This is a genomic window from Nostoc sp. C117 (assembly GCF_043099735.1).
Lineage (GTDB): Bacteria > Cyanobacteriota > Cyanobacteriia > Cyanobacteriales > Nostocaceae > Nostoc.
Genome location: NZ_CP170991.1, coordinates 3627937 through 3647144 on the forward strand (window position 1 = coordinate 3627937; position 19208 = coordinate 3647144).

A 19208-nucleotide genomic window follows, 5' to 3' on the forward strand; every position below is an offset into this window, starting at 1 on the left:
TGGGGCATTGGACAAATGACCAATGACCAATGACTATTAACTATTGTGCAAAAATCCTTTGGCGATGGCGCCCAAGATTACTGTCCCAAATGCCAAGCGATACCAAACAAATATCCAAGTATTCTTGGTTTGAAGATATCGCAATAACCAGGCGATGGAAATATAAGAAAATACAAATGCTGATAAGGTTCCTACTAATACCACTATTAGGTCAATTTTTCCCAGTGCCTCTTTAAAAAATTCATATAAAGTAGCAATTGTTAAGGTGGGAATTCCTAACAAAAAGGAAAATCTCGCTGCTGTCTGCCTCTCTAGCCCTAGAAATAATGCCGTTGTTAAAGTGGAGCCAGAACGGGATACACCGGGTGCTAAGGCGAGCATTTGCCCCAAACCGATGAGCAATCCATCAACTATTGTGACTGAGTTAAAATCTCGTTTGCGACTACCTAATTTTTCGGCTGCACCCAATAAAAGCGCCATGACGATTGAAGCGATCGCGATGGTAGTCATACTATTAATTGTTGAATTTTCATCGTTGAGGGCTTTTTTCAGGAGAAATCCACCTACTAATGCAGGTAAGGTTCCGATTGCTATCCCCACCAATAATTTCCATTCTTCTCGTTGCCAGTCTTTTTGACGAAAAGCTTTCCAGCCTCCCGTTAATATCAAGTTAATATCTGTCCAGAAATAAATTAAGACTGCAATTACACTGCCAAACTGAATTGTAGCCAGAAAAGCTTTCGATCCCAATTCTTCCCAGTGAAGAGCCTTGGTGAACACTTCTAAATGGGCTGTGCTGCTAATGGGCAGAAATTCTGTGATTCCTTGGACAATGCCGAGAATAAATGCCTGAAATAGTTGCTGTACAAAGTTGACTGGACTTGCAGCCACAGCTAGATGCGATACTCCCATCTCTAGCAGTTGCGGGAATAACCAATTTGTCGCCATTAATTTCAAACTCCTAAAGATACATACTTTTGTGAATTATCCAACTTTACGTTGTTGCGATCGGTTTTTCCGGGCGACATATAACCTACGCAAATTCTAGGTAAAATTAAAATGCCCCAGGGGGGGATTTGAAAGTGTGATATCTTAAATAAGATAAAGTTTAGTAACAAATATTAAAAACTTTGATAAATAATACATTGTCCTCCTACACCACTTCTATTGATACTGGGTTGGATATATCTAATACCAAGGACAGTGATATCAGAGAATTGGAATCTACACTCTCCTCCTCTGCTTCCCTGCCCTTAATCTCTTCTAGACAAACATGGTTAGTGTTTGCGGTGGCGGTATTTTTAGTATCAGTACCAGTATTTGTCGAAGCGCCAATAGTGCGATCGCTACCGAGTCTGAGTTTAGCGCTGACAGCATTTTGGGTGTGGTTAAGTTTTACATTGATGTCACGCCCCGTAACTTATGTTTGGGGAGATTTGCTCTTAGGGTTTAGCTGGAGTTGGTTAGCAGGAGCAATTTACTGGGGTTGGTTACGTTGGGAACCTGTATGGCATTTACCAGTGGAGTGTATCGGCTTACCGTTTGCTTGTTGGTGTTTGGCGAAGAATTGGGGTAAGGTGGGTAGCTGGTTTTATTTAGGTTCTTTGCTCGGTACAGTTTTAACAGATGTATATTTTTATCTTGTAGATTTGATGCCCTATTGGCGGCAAATCATGAGATCGGATGTAGATGGTGCATCACAAATTTTACAAAATGCTTTGATACAGGTACAAACACCTTGGGGTGAAACTTGGGCGATCGTTCTCGCCCTAATGCTGTTAACAGTGGGAATTTTACCTTTAGGTCAAAACCACAGACACTGGTATGCGTTTGGTGGGGCAGTTTTAAGCACAATTTTGGTAGACAGCCTATTTTTACTCGCTGCGATCGCAGCTTAAAAATTGTTTAATCTTAAAAGCAAAACTTTTCTCAACACAATCTACAGCCCATCAATAATGATGCTGTAAATGATTCTTTAATTAAGAAATATTACAATCTTCATCACAATCAAGTCATCTTTGGGAGAGTTGGCGCTATTGTCCATCCCAGAATCTTCTGTTTAGTTGGGAAGTAGAATCAACCAACCTGCAAAGATTTTGTTCATCTGGGAATGTACCGTAGTCTATGAATGCAACGCTGTTACCGCTATGTAGCACTCTTCCCAGTGGAAATAATTCGCAAAACTACAGTCAAACCCAGTAACAGTAAATATTGTGGATATTAATACGCTGTATATTAGTTTCTGATGACTGCTGTGTTGATCGAGCTATTAGGTTTTGTCCTTTGTCCTTTGTCCTCTAACAAATGACCAATGACAGCCGTTAGCTGAAAACTTTTATTTCTGTTTGATGGAAAGAGGTAAAAAAATCGTGAAAGGATTGGTGCGTTTATTAACAGTGTTTAGTTTGTTACTTGGTTGCTGGGGATGGCTGGGAACAACTCAGATAGCCCAAGCTGCTAGTTTCAACAGTTTTGCTTTTCCCCAAGTCCCAATTCTGGCAATTGAGCGGCAGAATCGGGCAGACAAGAAGCTAGCAACGGAATTTGGTAAAAAAATTGATTTGAATAATACCAACGTCCGAGCTTTTCAACAGTTTCCAGGGCTTTATCCCACCCTAGCTAAGAAAATCATCACGAATGCACCCTACAAGAATGTAGAGGATGTATTGGATCTTCCGGGATTGAGCGATAGCCAAAAACAAACTCTGCAAGCCAACTTCGATAATTTCACCGTGACAGAACTAGAGCCTGCCTTCAACGAGGGAGACGATCGTTTTAACAACGGTATCTACAGATAACTGCACGTTGCAGTGAATGTAGCAAAAGCAGCCCACTCCTGATTCTAAGGAGTGGGATATTCTATTACAGATGGGGATGAAAGAGACAAGGGAGACAAAGTAGACTTTACTACCTCATCTCCCCTGCTCCCCCTGCTCCCCCTGCTCCCCCTGCTCCCCCATCTCCCCCCTTACCTTGCCTCAGATAGATATTCCTACCCAATTTGATGTTTTAGTAGTTGGCGCTGGTGCTGCCGGACTTTACACAGCGCTGTGTCTGCCAGAGTCTTTGCGAGTCGGCTTGATTACCAAAGAAACTGTCGCTTTGTCCGCAAGTGATTGGGCACAAGGTGGTATTGCCGCAGCAGTTGCCCCAGAAGATTCTCCAAGGCTACACATTGAAGATACAATCCAGGCAGGTGCCGGTTTATGCGATCGCGCCGCCGTGGAATTTCTCGCCCAACTTGCTCCTAACTGTATTCAGTCTCTAGTTAACTTGGGAGTAGCTTTTGACCGTCATGGTCAAGCTTTGGCTTTAACTTTAGAAGCAGCCCATTCTCGCAACCGTGTTCTCCACGCCGCTGACACCACAGGACGAGAAGTTACCACCACTCTCACCACCCAAGTTCTCCGCCGCCAAAATATTCAAGTCATCCAACAAGCTTTGGCTTTGAGTTTGTGGATTGAACCCCAAACTGGTCGCTGTCAGGGAATTAGCTTGTTTTATCAAGGTGAAATCACATGGATAAGAGCTGGTGCTGTAGTACTAGCAACTGGTGGTGGGGGTCAGGTATTTGCCCAAACCACTAACCCGGCTGTGAGTACGGGTGATGGGGTAGCGATCGCTGCTCGTGCTGGGGCTATCCTCCGCGATTTAGAATTTGTCCAATTTCATCCCACCGCTCTCACCAAACCTGGTGCCGATCGCTTTCTAATTAGCGAAGCTGTACGCGGCGAAGGGGCACACCTAATCGATAATGAAGGGCGGCGTTTTGCCTTTGACTATCACCCAGCTGGTGAGCTTGCACCAAGAGATGTGGTCAGTAGAGCGATTTTTAGCCATTTACAACGTACCGCCGATCCATCCACCGCTCATGTTTGGTTGGATATGCGCCCCATTCCCGACGACAAAATTCGTCACCGCTTTCCTAACATCATCAAAGTTTGTCAGCATTGGGGTATTGATGTCTTTAGTGAACCAATTCCTGTAGCCCCTGCTGCTCATTACTGGATGGGTGGTATTGTCGCAGATTTAATGAATCGTACTAACATTCCTGGTTTATATGCAGTCGGTGAAACTGCTAGTACTGGAGTACATGGAGCAAATCGCCTTGCTAGTAATTCGCTATTAGAATGTATTGTGTTTGGCGCTCAGATGGCTAATATTGAGTTGGCAGATATTGAATTGCCATTAGAAACACCAGGGCTACCATTGCAGAAATTTAATCCTGAGAGTAGCAATTGGCAGACTCAGCAAGCACAGCTAGAGATAATTAGGGAAAAGTTACCGCGTTTAGTGTGGCAAAATGCTGGTATTTGTCGGGAACAGTCAGGACTGTCAAATGCGATCGCCACTGTAGAATCTTGGCAGCAGGATTTAGCCGCCTTACCTTTAACTCAATTCTTGCTAGCTTTACGTCCAACAGAACCAGCTAGTTTTGACCTACCAGATGTTGAAGGGCAATTGCGACTTTGGGCAGAAACTCGCAATTTATTAGATGTAGCTGATTTAATTCTCAAAAGTGCGGCTTTTAGAACCGAAAGCCGAGGCGGACACTATCGTTTAGATTATCCTCAAACAAATTCAAATTGGCAAGTTCACACACTTGTACAAAGACAGCACTGGTCGAAATCTCCAGATATTGTTTGAAATTTCAGGTTCCTGACGAACCATTGACTAAACGCGAAGCCGCTAGTGTAAATCTCAGTTAGAAACTTACAAACTGCTGTATATCAAGTGCAGGTAATCACTTGTTATCAAAACAGAATTGATTCTGACTGTAGGACTGTAGGATGAATAAGCCGGTTTAAGACCCCTAGGGACTCCCAAAAAAATAATCAATCGCTTTGGCAAGCTGTTCTTGAGCAGAGGAAGCAGAGGAAGAATACAATTATGGTCTTCGCTCTGAAAAATGGATAATTTAGTTTTTGGATGTCTCCTACTAAATCTTTAACGTGAGTTCGACGGTTAGAAAAAGCCAAAAAAGCTTGCCATATATAGATTTGCACAATTGGGTATTGTTCAGGCGATCGCTACGATTGATTGAGAATCTGTGAAAAAGTGACAAAAAAATGCCGAGACTAAAAATATCTAAGAAAAATCAAGGTCTCGGCTATGTCTACCATTGTATCTCGGCTCGATATCACTCAAATATTCTGGGATGTAGATGATTTCTGTAACCAATGGGAAAATCTATGGCAGCAAATACCACAATTACCGTCTACTTCTGGAGAGCGTCGCAGTAAATCGAGGATGTGTTTATCAGAGGTAATGACAATAGTCATTGCATTTCATGGCAGTGGATATAAGACTTTCAAGGAATTCTACACTCTGCATGTGCTTCAAAGTTGGCATCAAGCATTTCCGAATTTGGTCAGCTACACTCGGTTTGTGGAATTGATGCCTTGGTGCTTAATGTTATTATGTTGCTTTTTACATACACGTACAGGAGAAATTACAGGGATTAGCTTTATTGATTCCACTCCGATTAATGTTTGTCATAACTGTCGAGCCCATTCTCATAAGGTATTTAAAGGCTTAGTAGAATGGGGTAAAAATTCTGTAGGTTGGCACTTTGGATTTAAACTTCATTTGATTATTAATGATTGCGGAGAATTACTTGCATTTTCATTAACTCCGGCGAATGTAGATGACCGAAAACCAGTTCCAGAAATGACTCGTGACTTAATTGGTAAACTTTTTGGTGACAGAGGATACATCTCTCAAAAATTATTTGAGGAGTTATATGAGCGCGGATTGCAGTTAGTCACAAAATCTAAGAAGAAAATGAAAAACCGTTTGGTAAAACTGATTGATAAGATTCTGTTACGCAAACGCGCTGTGATTGAGTCCGTCAATGACCATCTAAAAAATATATGTCAAATCGAACATTCTCGCCATCGTAGTCCATTTAACTTTTTGGTTAATTTAATGGCTGGTTTAGCTGCTTATACTTATTTGCCTAAAAAACCTTCTATTGACATTTACCCAAAAGGCTTACTTGCTCTACCTCCTGCCCTTTTTTAGCTCTGTCGAACTCACGTTAAATCTTTAGATTTAGTGGTCTTCAATCATTGGTGAGTCTGAATCCCCCACTGATATCTCAGCGTTAGCGAGTCTGCGAGCTTCTTGATTCTCACTGGAGGCAGAGAGGCAAAGCGTCTCCATGTACCCGCGTCAGCCCTAACGATAATTTTTCAACCGGACATGATATTAGCTATATTCTTTTAACGCCCGAAGCGACTGATTTTAGTTGCCACAAAATTCAAAATCATATTAGCGGGTACCACTACCATACGGACTATCAGGACCGCCATAATTTGGTGGGATATATGTGTCTTTTAAATTCTGAGAATTGACTTTGCGTGCGATTAAGGTATTGCTGTCATTAGGGGTAAAACTACTAGCACTTGCGGCACTGAACATACCTATGCAAGGAGCCATTTTCGGTAATATTATGTAAAGAGTTATACATAATACCATAAACTTTATAATTCCCAGGTTAATTTTCATAGTCATCAGTAAAATTACTATTTTTTTCATCTCAAAACGTATAATTTATAAAATTGCGTATTTTTACGTAACTTACATCAACGAATTAAAAAGTTATTATTTTTTGCTGCTCATGGACAAGTAATTGTCCTATTCATTTGCAGATTAACCTTAATTTGCTGGTATTAAATAGTGTTAACACTTAAGAAATATTCTTAAATGTCCTATTTCTGCATCAGTCTAAAGTTAGATATATTGATGGATTACCATAAGCACTTTGCCTAGTTCACTATTTATTAATAATATCTTAATAATTTTAAGTGTAAACACTAAGTTCAATCAAAAATAAACTCAAAAAACTATAAAATAATACTTTGAGTTTTGTATTTTATTTTTTAAGTTAAGTAAAGTTATTTTAACATAGAATTTCATGATTCTTGTATAAAAAGGGTTTCAGAACCTATAGGTCTATAAAAACCCATAATTTATTACCTAAGTACAGTCCTAAATTTTCAAGTAAAAATACTTGCCAAAAAAAAATAAGATTTTTAATTACGTAAATAAAAGAATGACTAAATTTTTTTCCTAGCTTTGTTAGTAGATTTAGTCTTTAACTAAAAAGTATTGCCAGCTAGGGATTTCAGCTATAACGCTACCTCTACGGCTGTATGCAATACTTTGTTAAAATAATGCTTTGCCCGTCTCTGAAGTCAAACTCGCTCGTTTAATGGTAAAAATATTGACCAGAGATAAAATAGTTTAGGAACTGGATTCTTAATTAATTAAGCGAACTCGTAGCGATTTTTACCCAACCGCTTTGCACGATACATTGCTGCATCTGCTTGTTTCATCAAAGTTTCACTATCTTGGCTGTTATATGGGTAGACACTAATACCAATACTCGCAGAGACTCGGATAGCATACCCATCCAAAATAATTGGTCTAGTAATACTACTTAAAATTTTTTCAGCAACTTTAGAAGCTATTTGGACATTGGGAATTGCTCGTAAAATCACAGTAAATTCATCGCCACCCAAGCGAGAAACTGTATCACTAGCGCGCAAAGAGTTGCTGAGTCGATCGGCGATAGTCATCAGTAGGCGATCGCCCATCTCGTGTCCCAGAGTATCATTAACTTGCTTAAAGCCATCTAAATCGATAAATAGCAGTCCTAACAACAAGTTGTTGTGTTGCGCCCAGTGTAATGACTCGTAAAGTTGTTCGGCAAAAAATTTGCGATTAGATAAACCCGTCAGGGGATCGTGATATGCTAAATAACGCAAATGGTCTTCTTTGAGCTTTAATTCATTGTTAGAGCGAAATAACTCAGCAGCAGTACGCTTGAGTTGTTCCTCCATTAACTTGCGTTGAGTAATATCTCGGATCACTCCAACTAAAAACAAATTACCAGCTGCGTCTTTGTGGAGCGATCGCTTAGTGGCAATTTGATGAGTCTGACCATCAGCATTTGTAAATTCTTCTTCGTGTTCCTGGGCTTGGTGAGTCCGAAAAATCAGCTCATCCTGTTGTCGAAATACATCGGCTTCATGTTTAGGGAAAAAGTCATAGTCTGACTTTTCAAGTAAGAACTTATTGGGATAACCGATGAATCGACAATATGCTTCATTTAAAACAATCCACTTATGTTGTTCATTTTTGACAAAAATTGGGTCAGGAATTGTGTTGATTACGTGATGCAAAAACTCTTTAGAGCGTTTCCACTCTTCCTGCATATGGGCAATATGACTCGTCATCCAAATAGCTGAACTGCCAAACGTAAACAGTGCCGGAACAAGTGGTATCACCCAACCATATAAGAAAGCAACATAGGTACTAAAGCTCAAGACAAAGCAACAAACTAGGATGCTCAGGAAGCTCTTAGTTGCATCTTGTATCCGCCATGTAGTAACAGCCCCCAAATAAGACCAGGAAAAAATCCATAAGTATTCCACGAATTTAGACCAGATTTTGAATAATGGTCTTTCGCCAAGGGCGGCCGATATTAATTCACTAATAAAATAAGCTTGGAGTTGAATACCAGGTACAGGCTTTGCTGTACCAATCAGACTGCTGGAATAGGGAATAAAGACAAAATCTTGGAGACTAGGCGCTGTAGAGCCAATAAGTATAATCCGATTTTTAATGAATTTCTCTTGGACTTTATCTGCCAGTACATCGCTCATCGATACCTGGCGAAAATGAGAAAATTTGACAGATGATCCTTGACATTTGGGCTTGGGAAAATTAGACAAAATTTGGTAACCTCTAGCATCAGCTGCCACGTAAAGACCATCATTAGCCTCGAAACGAGTAAATGTTGCCTTATCCAATTGCAAATACTCGGGGTTACTTTTTGCTTTGGTAGGGGTAATATTTTCTGACTTTAAATACAATAAAGCCAACTTTAGGGCAAAACTTTCGTGTACCCGATCGTCAACATGCCAATACAACAAGCTGCGACGTACTTTCCCGTCAGGGTCATACAGCACATTGTTAAAACCCACTTGGTCGCTATTCAGCTCTGGTGGAGCTGAAACACTAGGGTTTTTGCTTTTGTCATTTCCCAATAGTTTAATACCAATCAAGTTTGGCATTGACTTATAAACAGTACGTAGTTCCTTATTACCAGGCTCTACTGGCAAATTTCGGTAGATATCCAAGCCAATAGCACGGGGTTTGTAGACCTTTAATTTTTGTAACAACTCGGCAATCTTCCGATCTGGAATTGGCCAACCTACTTTGCCTAAATAGGCTTCGTCAATCACAACAATAGTGATACGGTCTTCTGGCGGATCGTTTGGACGTAAGAGAAAAAATTGATCTAAAGCTGCTAACTCTAGGGATTGCAACAATCCGATAGAACGCAATAGTAGGACGCAGACTGCAATACCAACAGCAGTAATCAATTCCCTGTGTCCTCGACTAAGCGATTGTTTCAGTCCAAAGATTAACTTCACAAAACGCTTGCCTAGCTGCTGATTCATTAAGCGACTCCTAAAGTTCCAAAACTCGACTTCTGAGCTACCTTCAGGAAATTTGTCGAAGCATCTGGGGACTTTTGTTGGCATCTACACAAACGTTTAGGAAGGTAATTTTGCGGTTCCGATTTGCATTTTTTCACTAATAACAAAAGCATATTGCGGGTAACTTCAACATACACACTTTCAGATTTAGTGCTGACATAATTACACCCGAAGGCGGCTTCCATGTGCTGCAAAAATAAATTAAAGTACACATTGATGATAGTAAGTATACTTAATCAAGTTTCTTTATATTTCAATTTTTGTGCGTGAAAACCACATAAAAATTGATAACTTAGTATTGGAAAACACTTATTACTTTCACCAAATATTACCAAAAACAAAAAAGCTAACCGGAAACGGACTTGCTGTCTCAATCCAGTTAACTATGGGGTCTATAAACCAAATAGCCAGAAAGAGGCTTCTGTAAGCAGTTATTTAAAAAACTTGAAGTTCTGAGCGCCTGTGTAACCAGAAACTTTTGCTAGTTCCTCTAAGTTTTGCACTCCGCTATAGCTTTTACCATTAACGATCCAAGTGGGAAAGCCTTCAATTTTCGCAGCTTTACACAATTCTGGTTTAGCTTTGAGTCCATCCTCAGCGCACTCCACTTTAACATTATCGTTGAGTTCTTGATAAGCTTGTTTGCCAAAGAGCAATTTTTGTTCGTGGCAATGAGGACACCAGTAAGCAGTGTATTCCTTAGCACCTATCTTCACGAGATGGCGTGCTAGGGCTATTTCTGCTTCTCCAGAAGTAGTAGTAATTTCCCATCCGAATGCCGGATTAGGATCTTGTTTGGGAGTAAAGAAAATTTTGACAGGTTGTCCAGGAGTTCCGGATGTAACATCTGATTGATTGACGCCAGCATAGATGCCTAAAGTGCCAATCAGCGTCACCATTCCGACAATAATGGCGGTAAAGAAGATTTGGCCAATATCCTCCCAAGTACGACCGATAATTGTCAGTACCAAAAGGCTCACGGAGAAGAAAGCTGAGCCAATACAGTAAGGACAAACAGCTTTGATTTGGAATGCTAGCAGGTACATTAAGTAACCGCTAAACACAGACATAGCGATCGCTCCTGCCAGTAGTAGCAACCACGTCCAATTTTCTAGCTGCTTGCGACTATTATTGTTGTCCCCTGAGGAAAATACCAAGGGAGACAAAGCGAATATCACCATACTGGTATACGCCAAAAACCCAAACAAGGCTAATGGCTGACCAAGAACAGTTGCCCAAGGACTGGAAAGCACATCATTACAGCCTTTGACACCAGCCTGTGCTACACAAGCTGCACTGCCTCCGGTTAACTTTTCTATGGTGAGATAACCTGTTGTCAGGGCACCAGATCCAGCGATCGCGGCAATCAATGGACGTGACCATTTATGAATCCAAGGAGTAGAACGACGGCGAATCATAAATATTGGGTACTGGGGATTGGGAATTGGGGATTGGGGATTGGGGATTGGGGATTGGGGAAGGTGGGGTCCCCTCTGGGGATAAGGGGTAATGGGGATTGGGGATTGGGGACTTGTACTGAGTTCCGACTTCGCTCAACTACCGCAAAGCCGAAGTAGCCGAAGTAGCCGAGGTAGCGAAGTCGAAAGGAGTCGAAGTATTGGGGATTGGGCATTCAGAAAACTTTTCTCCAGTCCCCAGTCCCTAGTCCTCAGTCCCTAAGAATGTAACTTCACTTGTTCTGCTGATTTGCTTTCAGCTTTGGAGTTCCAATTGCGACGTGCGGCTTCCACAAATTGACTGACGCGAATGGGATCAATTGGTTGCTCTATGCGTCCGTGACGTTTCAATGAACTGGAAACTATTACACCATCTGCGGCCTGCATCAATGTATCAATATTTTCCCAATTTGCTCCACTACCGATAAATACTGGCGTTCCAGCTGCGGCACTACAGGCTAGTTCCAAATCTTCTAGGTTAGGAGGGCTACCAGTTGCCCAACCAGACAAAATCACCCCGTCTGCCAAACCTCTTTCAATGGTGTCTTTTACGGCGACTGTGAGATTTGGAGAACTCAAAGGACGGGCATGTTTGACCAACACATCGGCCAGGATTTTAACATCGCTGCCCAACTCCCGTCGATAGCGAAGTAGTTGATGGGCTTCTCCCTCAATTAATCCCTGATCCGTTGCCATCACTCCTGTGAGGACGTTGACGCGGATAAATTGCGCTTGGACACAGCTGGCGATCGCCATTGCACTTCTACCGTCGTTTCGCAAGACATTTAAGCCTACAGGCAATGTCACCAAGTTCTGTATCCGCTGCACAACCATAGTCATGGCACTGACTACCACTGGATCTACTTGGTTTTTGGTAAACGGCGCGTCGAAAAAATTTTCCACAATCAGTCCGTCAACTCCTCCGCTTGCCAAGGCTGCGGCTTCTTGTTCGGCGCGGTCAATTACCGCTTTCAGGCTACCTCCCCAACGAGGTGAAGTTGGCAGTGGTAGCAGGTGAACCACGCCAATAATCGGTGAGCGAGTTTTAAATAACTGATATAAGTCCACGTCTTTAATTAAATTATTGCCAAGGATTAGGGACTGGGGATTAGGGGTTAAGGACTAGGCATTAGGGAATTTTTAACAGGTTGCGCCCAGGATTCTTCAACTTCGATACAGCCAGAAGGTGAGTAATGGGCGCTCTGCGACTGGGTACTGGGTACTGGGGACTGGACAAGAAATTCCTTGATTGTTTTGGTTGGGGTCTGAATCCCGATACATTTCTTCCCAGTCCTCAATCCCTAGTCCCCAGTCACTAGTTTAATTTCTAGCCCCTAGCTCCTAGTTCCTAGTCTCTATTTCCCATACCCCTCATTAAAATTAAATGTGTTTTATGATGGATAGTTTACAGCTTCCTTCCTTAGATGGAAATTGGCGTGAAACCTCTCATAAGATATGTTAAGATAAAACCTGGCTACAAGAGGAGTTTGCCACTCACAACACGCGAGGCAGCTTTCCGTGGTTGAGGCGTCTTGTCCGCGCATAGTCGTAGGACCAGCCAATAGCCAGGGCACCATTACTGCTTTATAGGCGTAGTCGCTTTCGTCGATTTCCCGGAGGGTAGCGACTTCTCACAACAAGCCCTTTGGGCGGCTTCCCGATGGGTAGGTTAACAACGCACACGCTGCGGTAGTGTAAAATACCAATAGGTGAATTGTTAAAAAACATTACAAGTGTCAAATGTACCCAAAGACACTTCAATTTACCCTGGGGAACAGATTGATAGGAATATCATAACATGACCTCTATTTTTATTATCAATAGGGTCATAATTTAACGGGCATTTACTGAGAGTGGTAATTTACCACTGTTAATGAATGTTTTCATGAGGATGCTGATAGCAAAAAAGCAAAGTTAGCGTTGAAATGATTTTGATTAGAAGAAAAAAACGGAAGATTTTTTCAAAATATGGGTGACAAGCCAACAATTGCCATTTCTCATCTTGGCTGCGAGAAAAATCGAATTGATACAGAACACATGTTAGGAATGCTCGTAGAAGCAGGTTACAGTGTAGATACAAATGAAGAATTAGCAGATTACGTTATTGTTAATACTTGTAGTTTTATTGAAGCAGCGCGGCAAGAATCTGTCAGAACTTTAGTAGAGTTGGCAGAGGCAAATAAAAAAATCGTGATCGCTGGCTGTATGGCGCAACATTTCCAACAACAACTTTTGGATGAGTTGCCTGAAGCTGTAGCGATCGTCGGTACAGGCGATTATCACAAAATTGTAAATGTAATTGAGCGTGTAGAACAAGGCGAAAGAGTCAAACAGGTTAGTATCGAACCAACCTATATTGCCGACGAGACTACACCGCGCTATCGCACTACAACAGAGGGCGTAGCTTACCTGAGAGTTGCGGAAGGATGTGATTATCGTTGTGCGTTTTGTATAATTCCTCACTTGAGAGGAAACCAGCGATCGCGTACTATTGAATCGATTGTCGCCGAAGCCGAGCAGTTAGTTAGTCAAGGGGTACAGGAAATTATTTTAATTTCCCAAATCACGACTAATTACGGTGTGGATATTTACGGCAAGCCCAAGTTAGCCGAATTACTCCAAGCATTGGGGAAAGTAAACGTACCGTGGATTAGAATCCACTATGCTTATCCTACGGGACTAACCCCAGATGTCATAGCTGCCATCAAAGAAACACCCAACGTCTTGCCGTATCTCGATTTGCCATTGCAACATTCTCATCCAGAGATTCTCCGCGCCATGAACCGCCCTTGGCAAGGGCGTGTAAATGATGGGATTATCCCTCTTCTGTCACTTTCCGGTTATTCTAAATAAAAGAATAAAAAAAGAAAACCCTGAAAGGTAAGTAGGGCAATGGATGTAGAATTACAAATTTTGAAACATTTGGCAAGAGATGCTCACCCAACAGTTGCGACCATAGATGAATATTGTGCAGAGTATAAAGACCTGTTTAAAGAAGTAAGAAATTATGAATGCTTCAAATATTTACATCTGGGAATAATGTCACAAATTAAAAGAAAATCATTACCAGAGATAGCGAAAGTCGTAAGTATAAACTCCGCACAGTCATTACATCATTTTTTAGCCAATTCAGACTGGTCAGTAGATAAATTAAAACAACTAAGATTAAATAAACTTAAAAAAGCACTAAATGGAAATGCGATTACAGTAGTAATAGATGAAACCGGAGATAGAAAAAAAGGTAAAAAGACTGATTATGTAGCCAGGCAATATCTAGGAAGTGTAGGAAAAGTCGATAATGGAATAGTTTCAGTCAATGCCTATGGAGTTTATTCTAATATAACGTTTCCATTAACTGTAAAAGTATTCAAACCCAAAGGAACGTTAAAAGAGGAGGATAAATATAAAACTAAAATAGAGTTAGCGTCAGACATCATTACAGAATTAATTGAATCAGGTTTTAACATTAAACTGGTACTGGCAGATAGTTTATATGGTGAAAGTAGCCAATTTATTAGAAAAGTAGCTGAATATAAATTAGATTATGTCGTAGCAATAAGAAGTAATCATGGAGTCTGGTTGCCAGCAGGACAAAGCGTTAGGGCTAATAAGTGGTGTAAATTTGAAAGAACATTTAGCAATCAAAAATCAGAAACCCGATACATTAGGGAAATAATTTATGGTAAAAAAAGAGCCATAACTTACTGGGAAATAACTACTGACCCAGAAACCATGCCAGAAAATTCTACAACATTTGTGATGACAAATCTTCAAGGAAAACTCAAAAAAACTTTAGGCGATTTATATGGATTAAGAACCTGGGTAGAATATGGATTTCGACAGTGTAAACAGGAACTCGGCTGGACAGATTATCGGTTCACAAATTTTCAACATATAGAAAGGTGGTGGGAAATTATTTTTTGTGTGTACACAATGATTAGTTTAAATTCTCCAGCCTTCTTAAGCTTAAATAAATCTCGTCAAATTGAAGCTGAGGTTCAAAAAAATAGTGATGTTGATTTTTCTAATCATCAACAATGGAACCATGAATGCGGATGGAAAAATACTCTAAATAATCTGCGTCTCATTGCCCAACCACTCTTACTATTTTGGTTAATTTATCCCTGGATACATATTTTCCCAAATTCTAAATTATTGCTGGGATTCAATCAATTAATTAGTGCAATGAATCAATTTAAAACCTGTTATGCTTCTGGATAATTTCACTTTGTTACTACTTGCTTATCTCGGAGAGTGACAGAAGAGGGTTATAGATCGCATCAAAACGGCGCTACCAACAGCCGTATTGCGGACAACATTTATTGTTGGTTTCCCAGGAGAAACAAGCGAGCATTTTGAGCATCTACTAGATTTCGTCCAACGGCATGAATTTGACCATGTTGGCGTCTTCACCTTTTCGCCGGAAGAAGAAACCCCTGCTTACAAGCTGCCAAATCAGTTGCCCCAATCGGTGATGGACGAGCGCCGAGACCAACTGATGGAACTTCAACAACCGATTTCCGAAAAGAAAAATCAACAGGAAGTAGGCAAAATCGTTGATGTCCTGATTGAGCAAGAAAATCCTGAAAGTGGTGAATTAATCGGTCGTTCAGGTAGATTTTCCCCAGAGGTTGATGGCCTGGTGTATGTCCAAGGACAGGCGAAGTTAGGAACCATCGTACCAATAGCGATTCACCACGCTGATACTTATGACCTTTATGGTCAAGTTGTCAATAACTAATTTGTTATTTGTCCTTTCTCATTTGTCATTTGTAAATAACAAATGACCAATGACTAATGACCAATGACTAATCCAAAAATCCTTAGATAAAATTTAGGAGTAATTAATGAATCTTTCCTTTCAAGAATTAGGTATTTCCCAACAACGTGTTGAGCAACTAGAAAAAATCGGCTTTACCACACCTACTCATATTCAAGCCCAAGCAATTCCCCAACTGTTGGCGGGTCGTGATGTAGTCGGTCAATCCCAAACTGGAACCGGTAAAACCGCAGCATTTTCACTGCCAATTTTAGAGCGGCTGGACATTAATCAAAGAGCTGTACAAGCCTTGGTTTTAACCCCAACTCGTGAGTTAGCAATGCAAGTTCACGATGCGATCGCTCAATTCATCGGCGATGAAGGATTGCGCGTGTTAGCAATCTACGGCGGTCAATCAATTGAGCGGCAAATGTTACAGCTCAAACGTGGCGTTCACATGGTAGTGGGCACTCCAGGACGCGTCATAGATTTGCTCGATCGCGGCTGTTTAAAGCTCGATCAAGTGAAATGGTTTGTATTAGATGAAGCCGATGAAATGTTGAGCATGGGCTTTATCGACGATGTGGTGAAAATTCTTTCCCAAGCGCCCGTAGATCGGCAAACAGCTTTATTCTCAGCGACAATGCCACCCTCGATTCGCTCCTTGGTAAACAAGTTCTTGCGATCCCCTGCTACAGTCACCGTCGAACAACCAAAAGCTGCACCCAACAAAATCAACCAGGTTGCTTACCTGATCCCCCGCCATTGGACAAAAGCCAAAGCTTTACAGCCGATTCTGGAAATGGAAGATCCAGAAACAGCTTTAATCTTTGTTCGTACCAGACGCACCGCCGCTGAACTCACCAATCAACTGCAAGCCGCTGGTCACAGTGTTGATGAATACCACGGTGACTTGTCCCAACAAGCGCGGGAACGCTTATTGAGCCGATTCCGGAATCGACAAGTTCGCTGGGTGGTAGCAACTGATATTGCTGCACGCGGATTAGATGTCGATCAACTCTCCCATGTGATCAACTACGACTTACCCGATAGCGTAGAAACTTACGTTCACCGTATTGGTCGTACTGGTCGTGCTGGTAAAGAAGGAACCGCAATTTCTTTGGTACAGCCATTTGAGCGCCGCAAGCAGCAGACATTTGAACGTCATAACCGCCAAACTTGGCAAGTGCTGACAATTCCTACACGCGCCCAAATTGAAGCACGACACATCTTGAAATTGCAAGAACAAGTGCGAGAAGCTTTGGCTGGTGAGCGTTTGGCTTCATTCTTGCCCATTGTCAGCGAATTGATTGAAAAATATGATGCTCAGGCGATCGCGGCTGCGGCACTACAAATCGCTTACGATGAAACTCGTCCCGCTTGGTTGAACTCAGACGTAGAAATTCCCCAAGAAGAAAGCCCCACTCCCAAACCCAGACTCGGTGGTAAGCGCCGGGAATCATCCTCTAGCGATCGCCCCCGTTCTGCTTGGAAGTCAGATAGCGTTGGTGGTGAAGAAGAAAGACATAGTTCTCCCAAGCCCAAACTGCGAACAAGTGGTCACGAATCTTCTGTGTCGCCTACGAGTAAAAAGATCGGTTCACCTACAGTTAGAGAATCAGCTTCTTAGTTAGGAGTTAATCAATTTTGGATTTTAGATTGTAGATTTTAAATTTTTCCTTCAATCCAAAATCCAAGTTACCCTCGAAGCGCACAAAGGTGCAACTCAAAATCTAAAATTAGTAAAGTTGAGAGTTAAGAGTTAAGAGTTAAGATTTTGACTTTGGACTCTTGACTTTTTGATTTTTTAGGTAACTTTTTCTATCAGTTTGTCGGAACATAAATTAAACTAATTCGTAATTAGTTAAAGATAGATTTTTGGTGGTTTTATGTTCAGTATCCCAGATTTAGAACAATTACAAGCAGAGCATCCAGAATGGCAAATGGAACTGGTAGACGGAAATATAATTGTTATGGGACCATCAGATTATGAGTCAGAAGAAATAGGTGCGGAGTTAGTTAGATTACTTGGCAACTGGGTACGCCCACGACAATTAGGACGAGTAACTGGTTCTAGCGCCGGTTTTATTTTGCCTACATTAGAAACGGAAAACGGCAAAGAAGCTGATAAAGAAAAACGAAATCTCCGCGCTCCTGATGTATCTTTTGTTCGTGCTGATAGACTCAAAATAAGTAAGCGCGACTTTGTGGAACTTTTGCCTGACTTGATGGTAGAAATAAAATCTAAGTCTGACCGCATTAAACCACTGGTAGAAAAAATTCAACTATTCTTACAATTGGGATCTACAGTTGGTATCCTGATTGATCCTGACAAATTGACGCTCACAGTTTATCGCCTCAACCAAGAGCCAATCGTTTTGCAGGACAACGACAAGTTGACACTACCAGACTTATTACCAGGTTGGGAGCTAGTAGTGTCAGAACTTTGGCCTCCGGTGTTTGATTAGTTGAAAAAGACTACAGCCAAGGACGACTCACTTGTTCTAATTCTCCAATTTCATCCTCGTTCAATCTCCAACCCAAAGCCCCAGCATTTTGACGTACATGTTCGGCTGTTTTCACTCCAGCAATGGGAATAACGTTACCCTGAGCAATTAACCAGTTGAGAGCAACTTGAGATGGGGTGCGATCGTATTTTTCTCCCAAACTGCGTAGCAAAGATATTACTGGGGCAATTTTTTGTAAGCCTTCTTTATTAAATCGCGGGTCTATTTTCCTCGCACCACTGGGAATTTCAGCACTATCAATAGTGTATTTACCTGTGAGTAATCCCTGAGCTAAGGGACTATAAGCCAAGAGAGTCACACCTAATTCCCTAGCAGTTGCCACAATACCCTTACTTTCAACTTGGCGACTGAGTAAAGAATAGCGTACTTGGTTCACAGCCAAAGGCACTCCGCGATCGGCCAATATTTGATGAGCGTCTCGCATTTGCTCTGCTGAGTAATTACTCACCCCGACTGCGGCAATTCTACCCCGCTTCACTTCATCCGCTAAGGCGTTCATGAGACTTTTTTGACTTAAAAAGAAGGCAAAAGGCCAATGCACTTGGTACAGGGCGATTTGCTGTAGTTGTAGCCGTTTGAGGCTCTCTGTTAAAGCATCAGAGACAGATTGCGCTGTAAATCGCCACGGTAGGGGGCCAAATTTTGTGGCGATTTGGACAGGTTGTTGTGTCTGTTGCAGAAATTGCCCCAAAAATTTCTCAGATAATCCCATTCCGTAGACTTCCGCAGTGTCGAAGAAGGTAACACCAGCTTGTAGCGCTGCGGTAAAGGCTTCTTCTAACTGTTCTGGTCCGTAGCCGTTGCCATAATTCCAAAAGAATTTATCACCCCAAGCCCAAGTGCCTATGCACAAAGGTGTAACAATTGGGCCATTTTGCCCCAATGTGATGTTTTCCACGGTTGCAAAATTTATTTTATTTACATTTCTTTACTTTTATAGTGTAGCGTTTCA

13 protein-coding genes and 2 pseudogenes are annotated in these 19208 nt (G+C 41.5%); 9 read left to right on the forward strand and 6 right to left on the reverse strand.

The annotated features are described in order from the left end of the window. Positions 1-36 precede the first annotated feature (36 nt). The gene (locus tag ACFG4S_RS15715) at positions 37-948 is read right to left on the reverse strand and encodes an undecaprenyl-diphosphate phosphatase (RefSeq protein ID WP_392535672.1); all 912 of its coding nucleotides are present in this window, start codon (positions 946-948) and stop codon (positions 37-39) included. Positions 949-1130: 182 nt separating this feature from the next. Here ACFG4S_RS15715 and ACFG4S_RS15720 point away from each other — a divergent pair, with 182 nt between their 5' ends. The 4 genes from ACFG4S_RS15720 to ACFG4S_RS15735 all read left to right on the forward strand — a co-directional run bounded on the left by ACFG4S_RS15720 (position 1131) and on the right by ACFG4S_RS15735 (position 6024). Continuing rightward, positions 1131-1898 carry a DUF3120 domain-containing protein gene (locus ACFG4S_RS15720; protein ID WP_392535673.1) on the forward strand — a complete coding sequence of 256 codons (768 nt, stop codon included), beginning with the start codon at positions 1131-1133 and terminating at the stop codon, positions 1896-1898. A gap of 471 nt (positions 1899-2369) precedes the next feature. Continuing rightward, the gene (psbU, locus tag ACFG4S_RS15725; RefSeq protein WP_392535674.1) at positions 2370-2798 is read left to right on the forward strand and encodes a photosystem II complex extrinsic protein PsbU; all 429 of its coding nucleotides are present in this window, start codon (positions 2370-2372) and stop codon (positions 2796-2798) included. Between the two features lie 175 nt (positions 2799-2973). Continuing rightward, positions 2974-4647 (forward strand): L-aspartate oxidase, encoded by a 1674-nt coding sequence (gene nadB / locus ACFG4S_RS15730; protein ID WP_392535675.1) that lies wholly within the window; start codon positions 2974-2976, stop codon positions 4645-4647. A 465-nt stretch (positions 4648-5112) separates the two neighbouring features. Next, on the forward strand, positions 5113-6024 hold the full coding sequence (locus ACFG4S_RS15735; protein ID WP_392530720.1) for an IS982 family transposase: 912 nt from the start codon (positions 5113-5115) through the stop codon (positions 6022-6024). Between the two features lie 249 nt (positions 6025-6273). Here the strand turns inward: ACFG4S_RS15735 and ACFG4S_RS15740 are convergent, their stop codons facing one another. From ACFG4S_RS15740 to btpA, 4 genes are all read right to left on the reverse strand, one after another. Continuing rightward, positions 6274-6423, reverse strand: a complete 150-nt coding sequence (locus ACFG4S_RS15740) for a hypothetical protein (RefSeq protein WP_392535676.1) — start codon at positions 6421-6423, stop codon at positions 6274-6276. A gap of 848 nt (positions 6424-7271) precedes the next feature. After that, entirely contained in the window at positions 7272-9473 is a 2202-nt protein-coding gene (locus ACFG4S_RS15745) for a CHASE2 domain-containing protein (RefSeq protein WP_392535677.1), read from the reverse strand. A 470-nt stretch (positions 9474-9943) separates the two neighbouring features. Beyond that, positions 9944-10930 carry a vitamin K epoxide reductase family protein gene (locus ACFG4S_RS15750; RefSeq protein ID WP_392535678.1) on the reverse strand — a complete coding sequence of 329 codons (987 nt, stop codon included), beginning with the start codon at positions 10928-10930 and terminating at the stop codon, positions 9944-9946. Positions 10931-11188: 258 nt separating this feature from the next. Then, positions 11189-12037: a photosystem I biogenesis protein BtpA gene (btpA, locus tag ACFG4S_RS15755; RefSeq protein WP_392535679.1), complete on the reverse strand. Its 849-nt coding sequence runs from the start codon at positions 12035-12037 to the stop codon at positions 11189-11191. Positions 12038-12937: 900 nt separating this feature from the next. Between btpA and rimO the strand changes: the two are divergent. The 5 genes and pseudogenes from rimO to ACFG4S_RS15780 all read left to right on the forward strand — a co-directional run. Continuing rightward, positions 12938-13789: pseudogene (gene rimO / locus ACFG4S_RS15760) on the forward strand (30S ribosomal protein S12 methylthiotransferase RimO); the annotation flags it as partial. Positions 13790-13861: 72 nt separating this feature from the next. Then, positions 13862-15190, forward strand: a complete 1329-nt coding sequence (locus ACFG4S_RS15765; protein ID WP_392530294.1) for an IS701 family transposase — start codon at positions 13862-13864, stop codon at positions 15188-15190. A 46-nt stretch (positions 15191-15236) separates the two neighbouring features. Next, a pseudogene (locus ACFG4S_RS15770) lies at positions 15237-15710 on the forward strand (TRAM domain-containing protein); the annotation flags it as partial. 106 nt (positions 15711-15816) lie between these two features. After that, entirely contained in the window at positions 15817-17358 is a 1542-nt protein-coding gene (locus tag ACFG4S_RS15775; protein WP_392535680.1) for a DEAD/DEAH box helicase, read from the forward strand. Between the two features lie 259 nt (positions 17359-17617). Next, entirely contained in the window at positions 17618-18196 is a 579-nt protein-coding gene (locus ACFG4S_RS15780; protein WP_392535681.1) for a Uma2 family endonuclease, read from the forward strand. 10 nt (positions 18197-18206) lie between these two features. Here the strand turns inward: ACFG4S_RS15780 and ACFG4S_RS15785 are convergent, their stop codons facing one another. Continuing rightward, positions 18207-19154, reverse strand: a complete 948-nt coding sequence (locus ACFG4S_RS15785) for an aldo/keto reductase (protein WP_392535682.1) — start codon at positions 19152-19154, stop codon at positions 18207-18209. Between the last annotated feature and the right edge of the window lie 54 nt (positions 19155-19208).

What these genes read in the sequence shown, in the direction of transcription:
- ACFG4S_RS15775 (WP_392535680.1), top strand. Translation starts at nt 15,817, where the DNA reads ATGAATCTTTCCTTTCAAGAATTAGGTATTTCCCAACAACGTGTTGAG.
- ACFG4S_RS15765 (WP_392530294.1), top strand. Translation starts at nt 13,862, where the DNA reads ATGGATGTAGAATTACAAATTTTGAAACATTTGGCAAGAGATGCTCAC.
- ACFG4S_RS15740 (WP_392535676.1), bottom strand. Translation starts at nt 6,423, where the DNA reads ATGTTCAGTGCCGCAAGTGCTAGTAGTTTTACCCCTAATGACAGCAAT.
- ACFG4S_RS15715 (WP_392535672.1), bottom strand. Translation starts at nt 948, where the DNA reads ATGGCGACAAATTGGTTATTCCCGCAACTGCTAGAGATGGGAGTATCG.
- ACFG4S_RS15745 (WP_392535677.1), bottom strand. Translation starts at nt 9,473, where the DNA reads ATGAATCAGCAGCTAGGCAAGCGTTTTGTGAAGTTAATCTTTGGACTG.
- ACFG4S_RS15780 (WP_392535681.1), top strand. Translation starts at nt 17,618, where the DNA reads ATGTTCAGTATCCCAGATTTAGAACAATTACAAGCAGAGCATCCAGAA.
- ACFG4S_RS15735 (WP_392530720.1), top strand. Translation starts at nt 5,113, where the DNA reads ATGTCTACCATTGTATCTCGGCTCGATATCACTCAAATATTCTGGGAT.
- ACFG4S_RS15750 (WP_392535678.1), bottom strand. Translation starts at nt 10,930, where the DNA reads ATGATTCGCCGTCGTTCTACTCCTTGGATTCATAAATGGTCACGTCCA.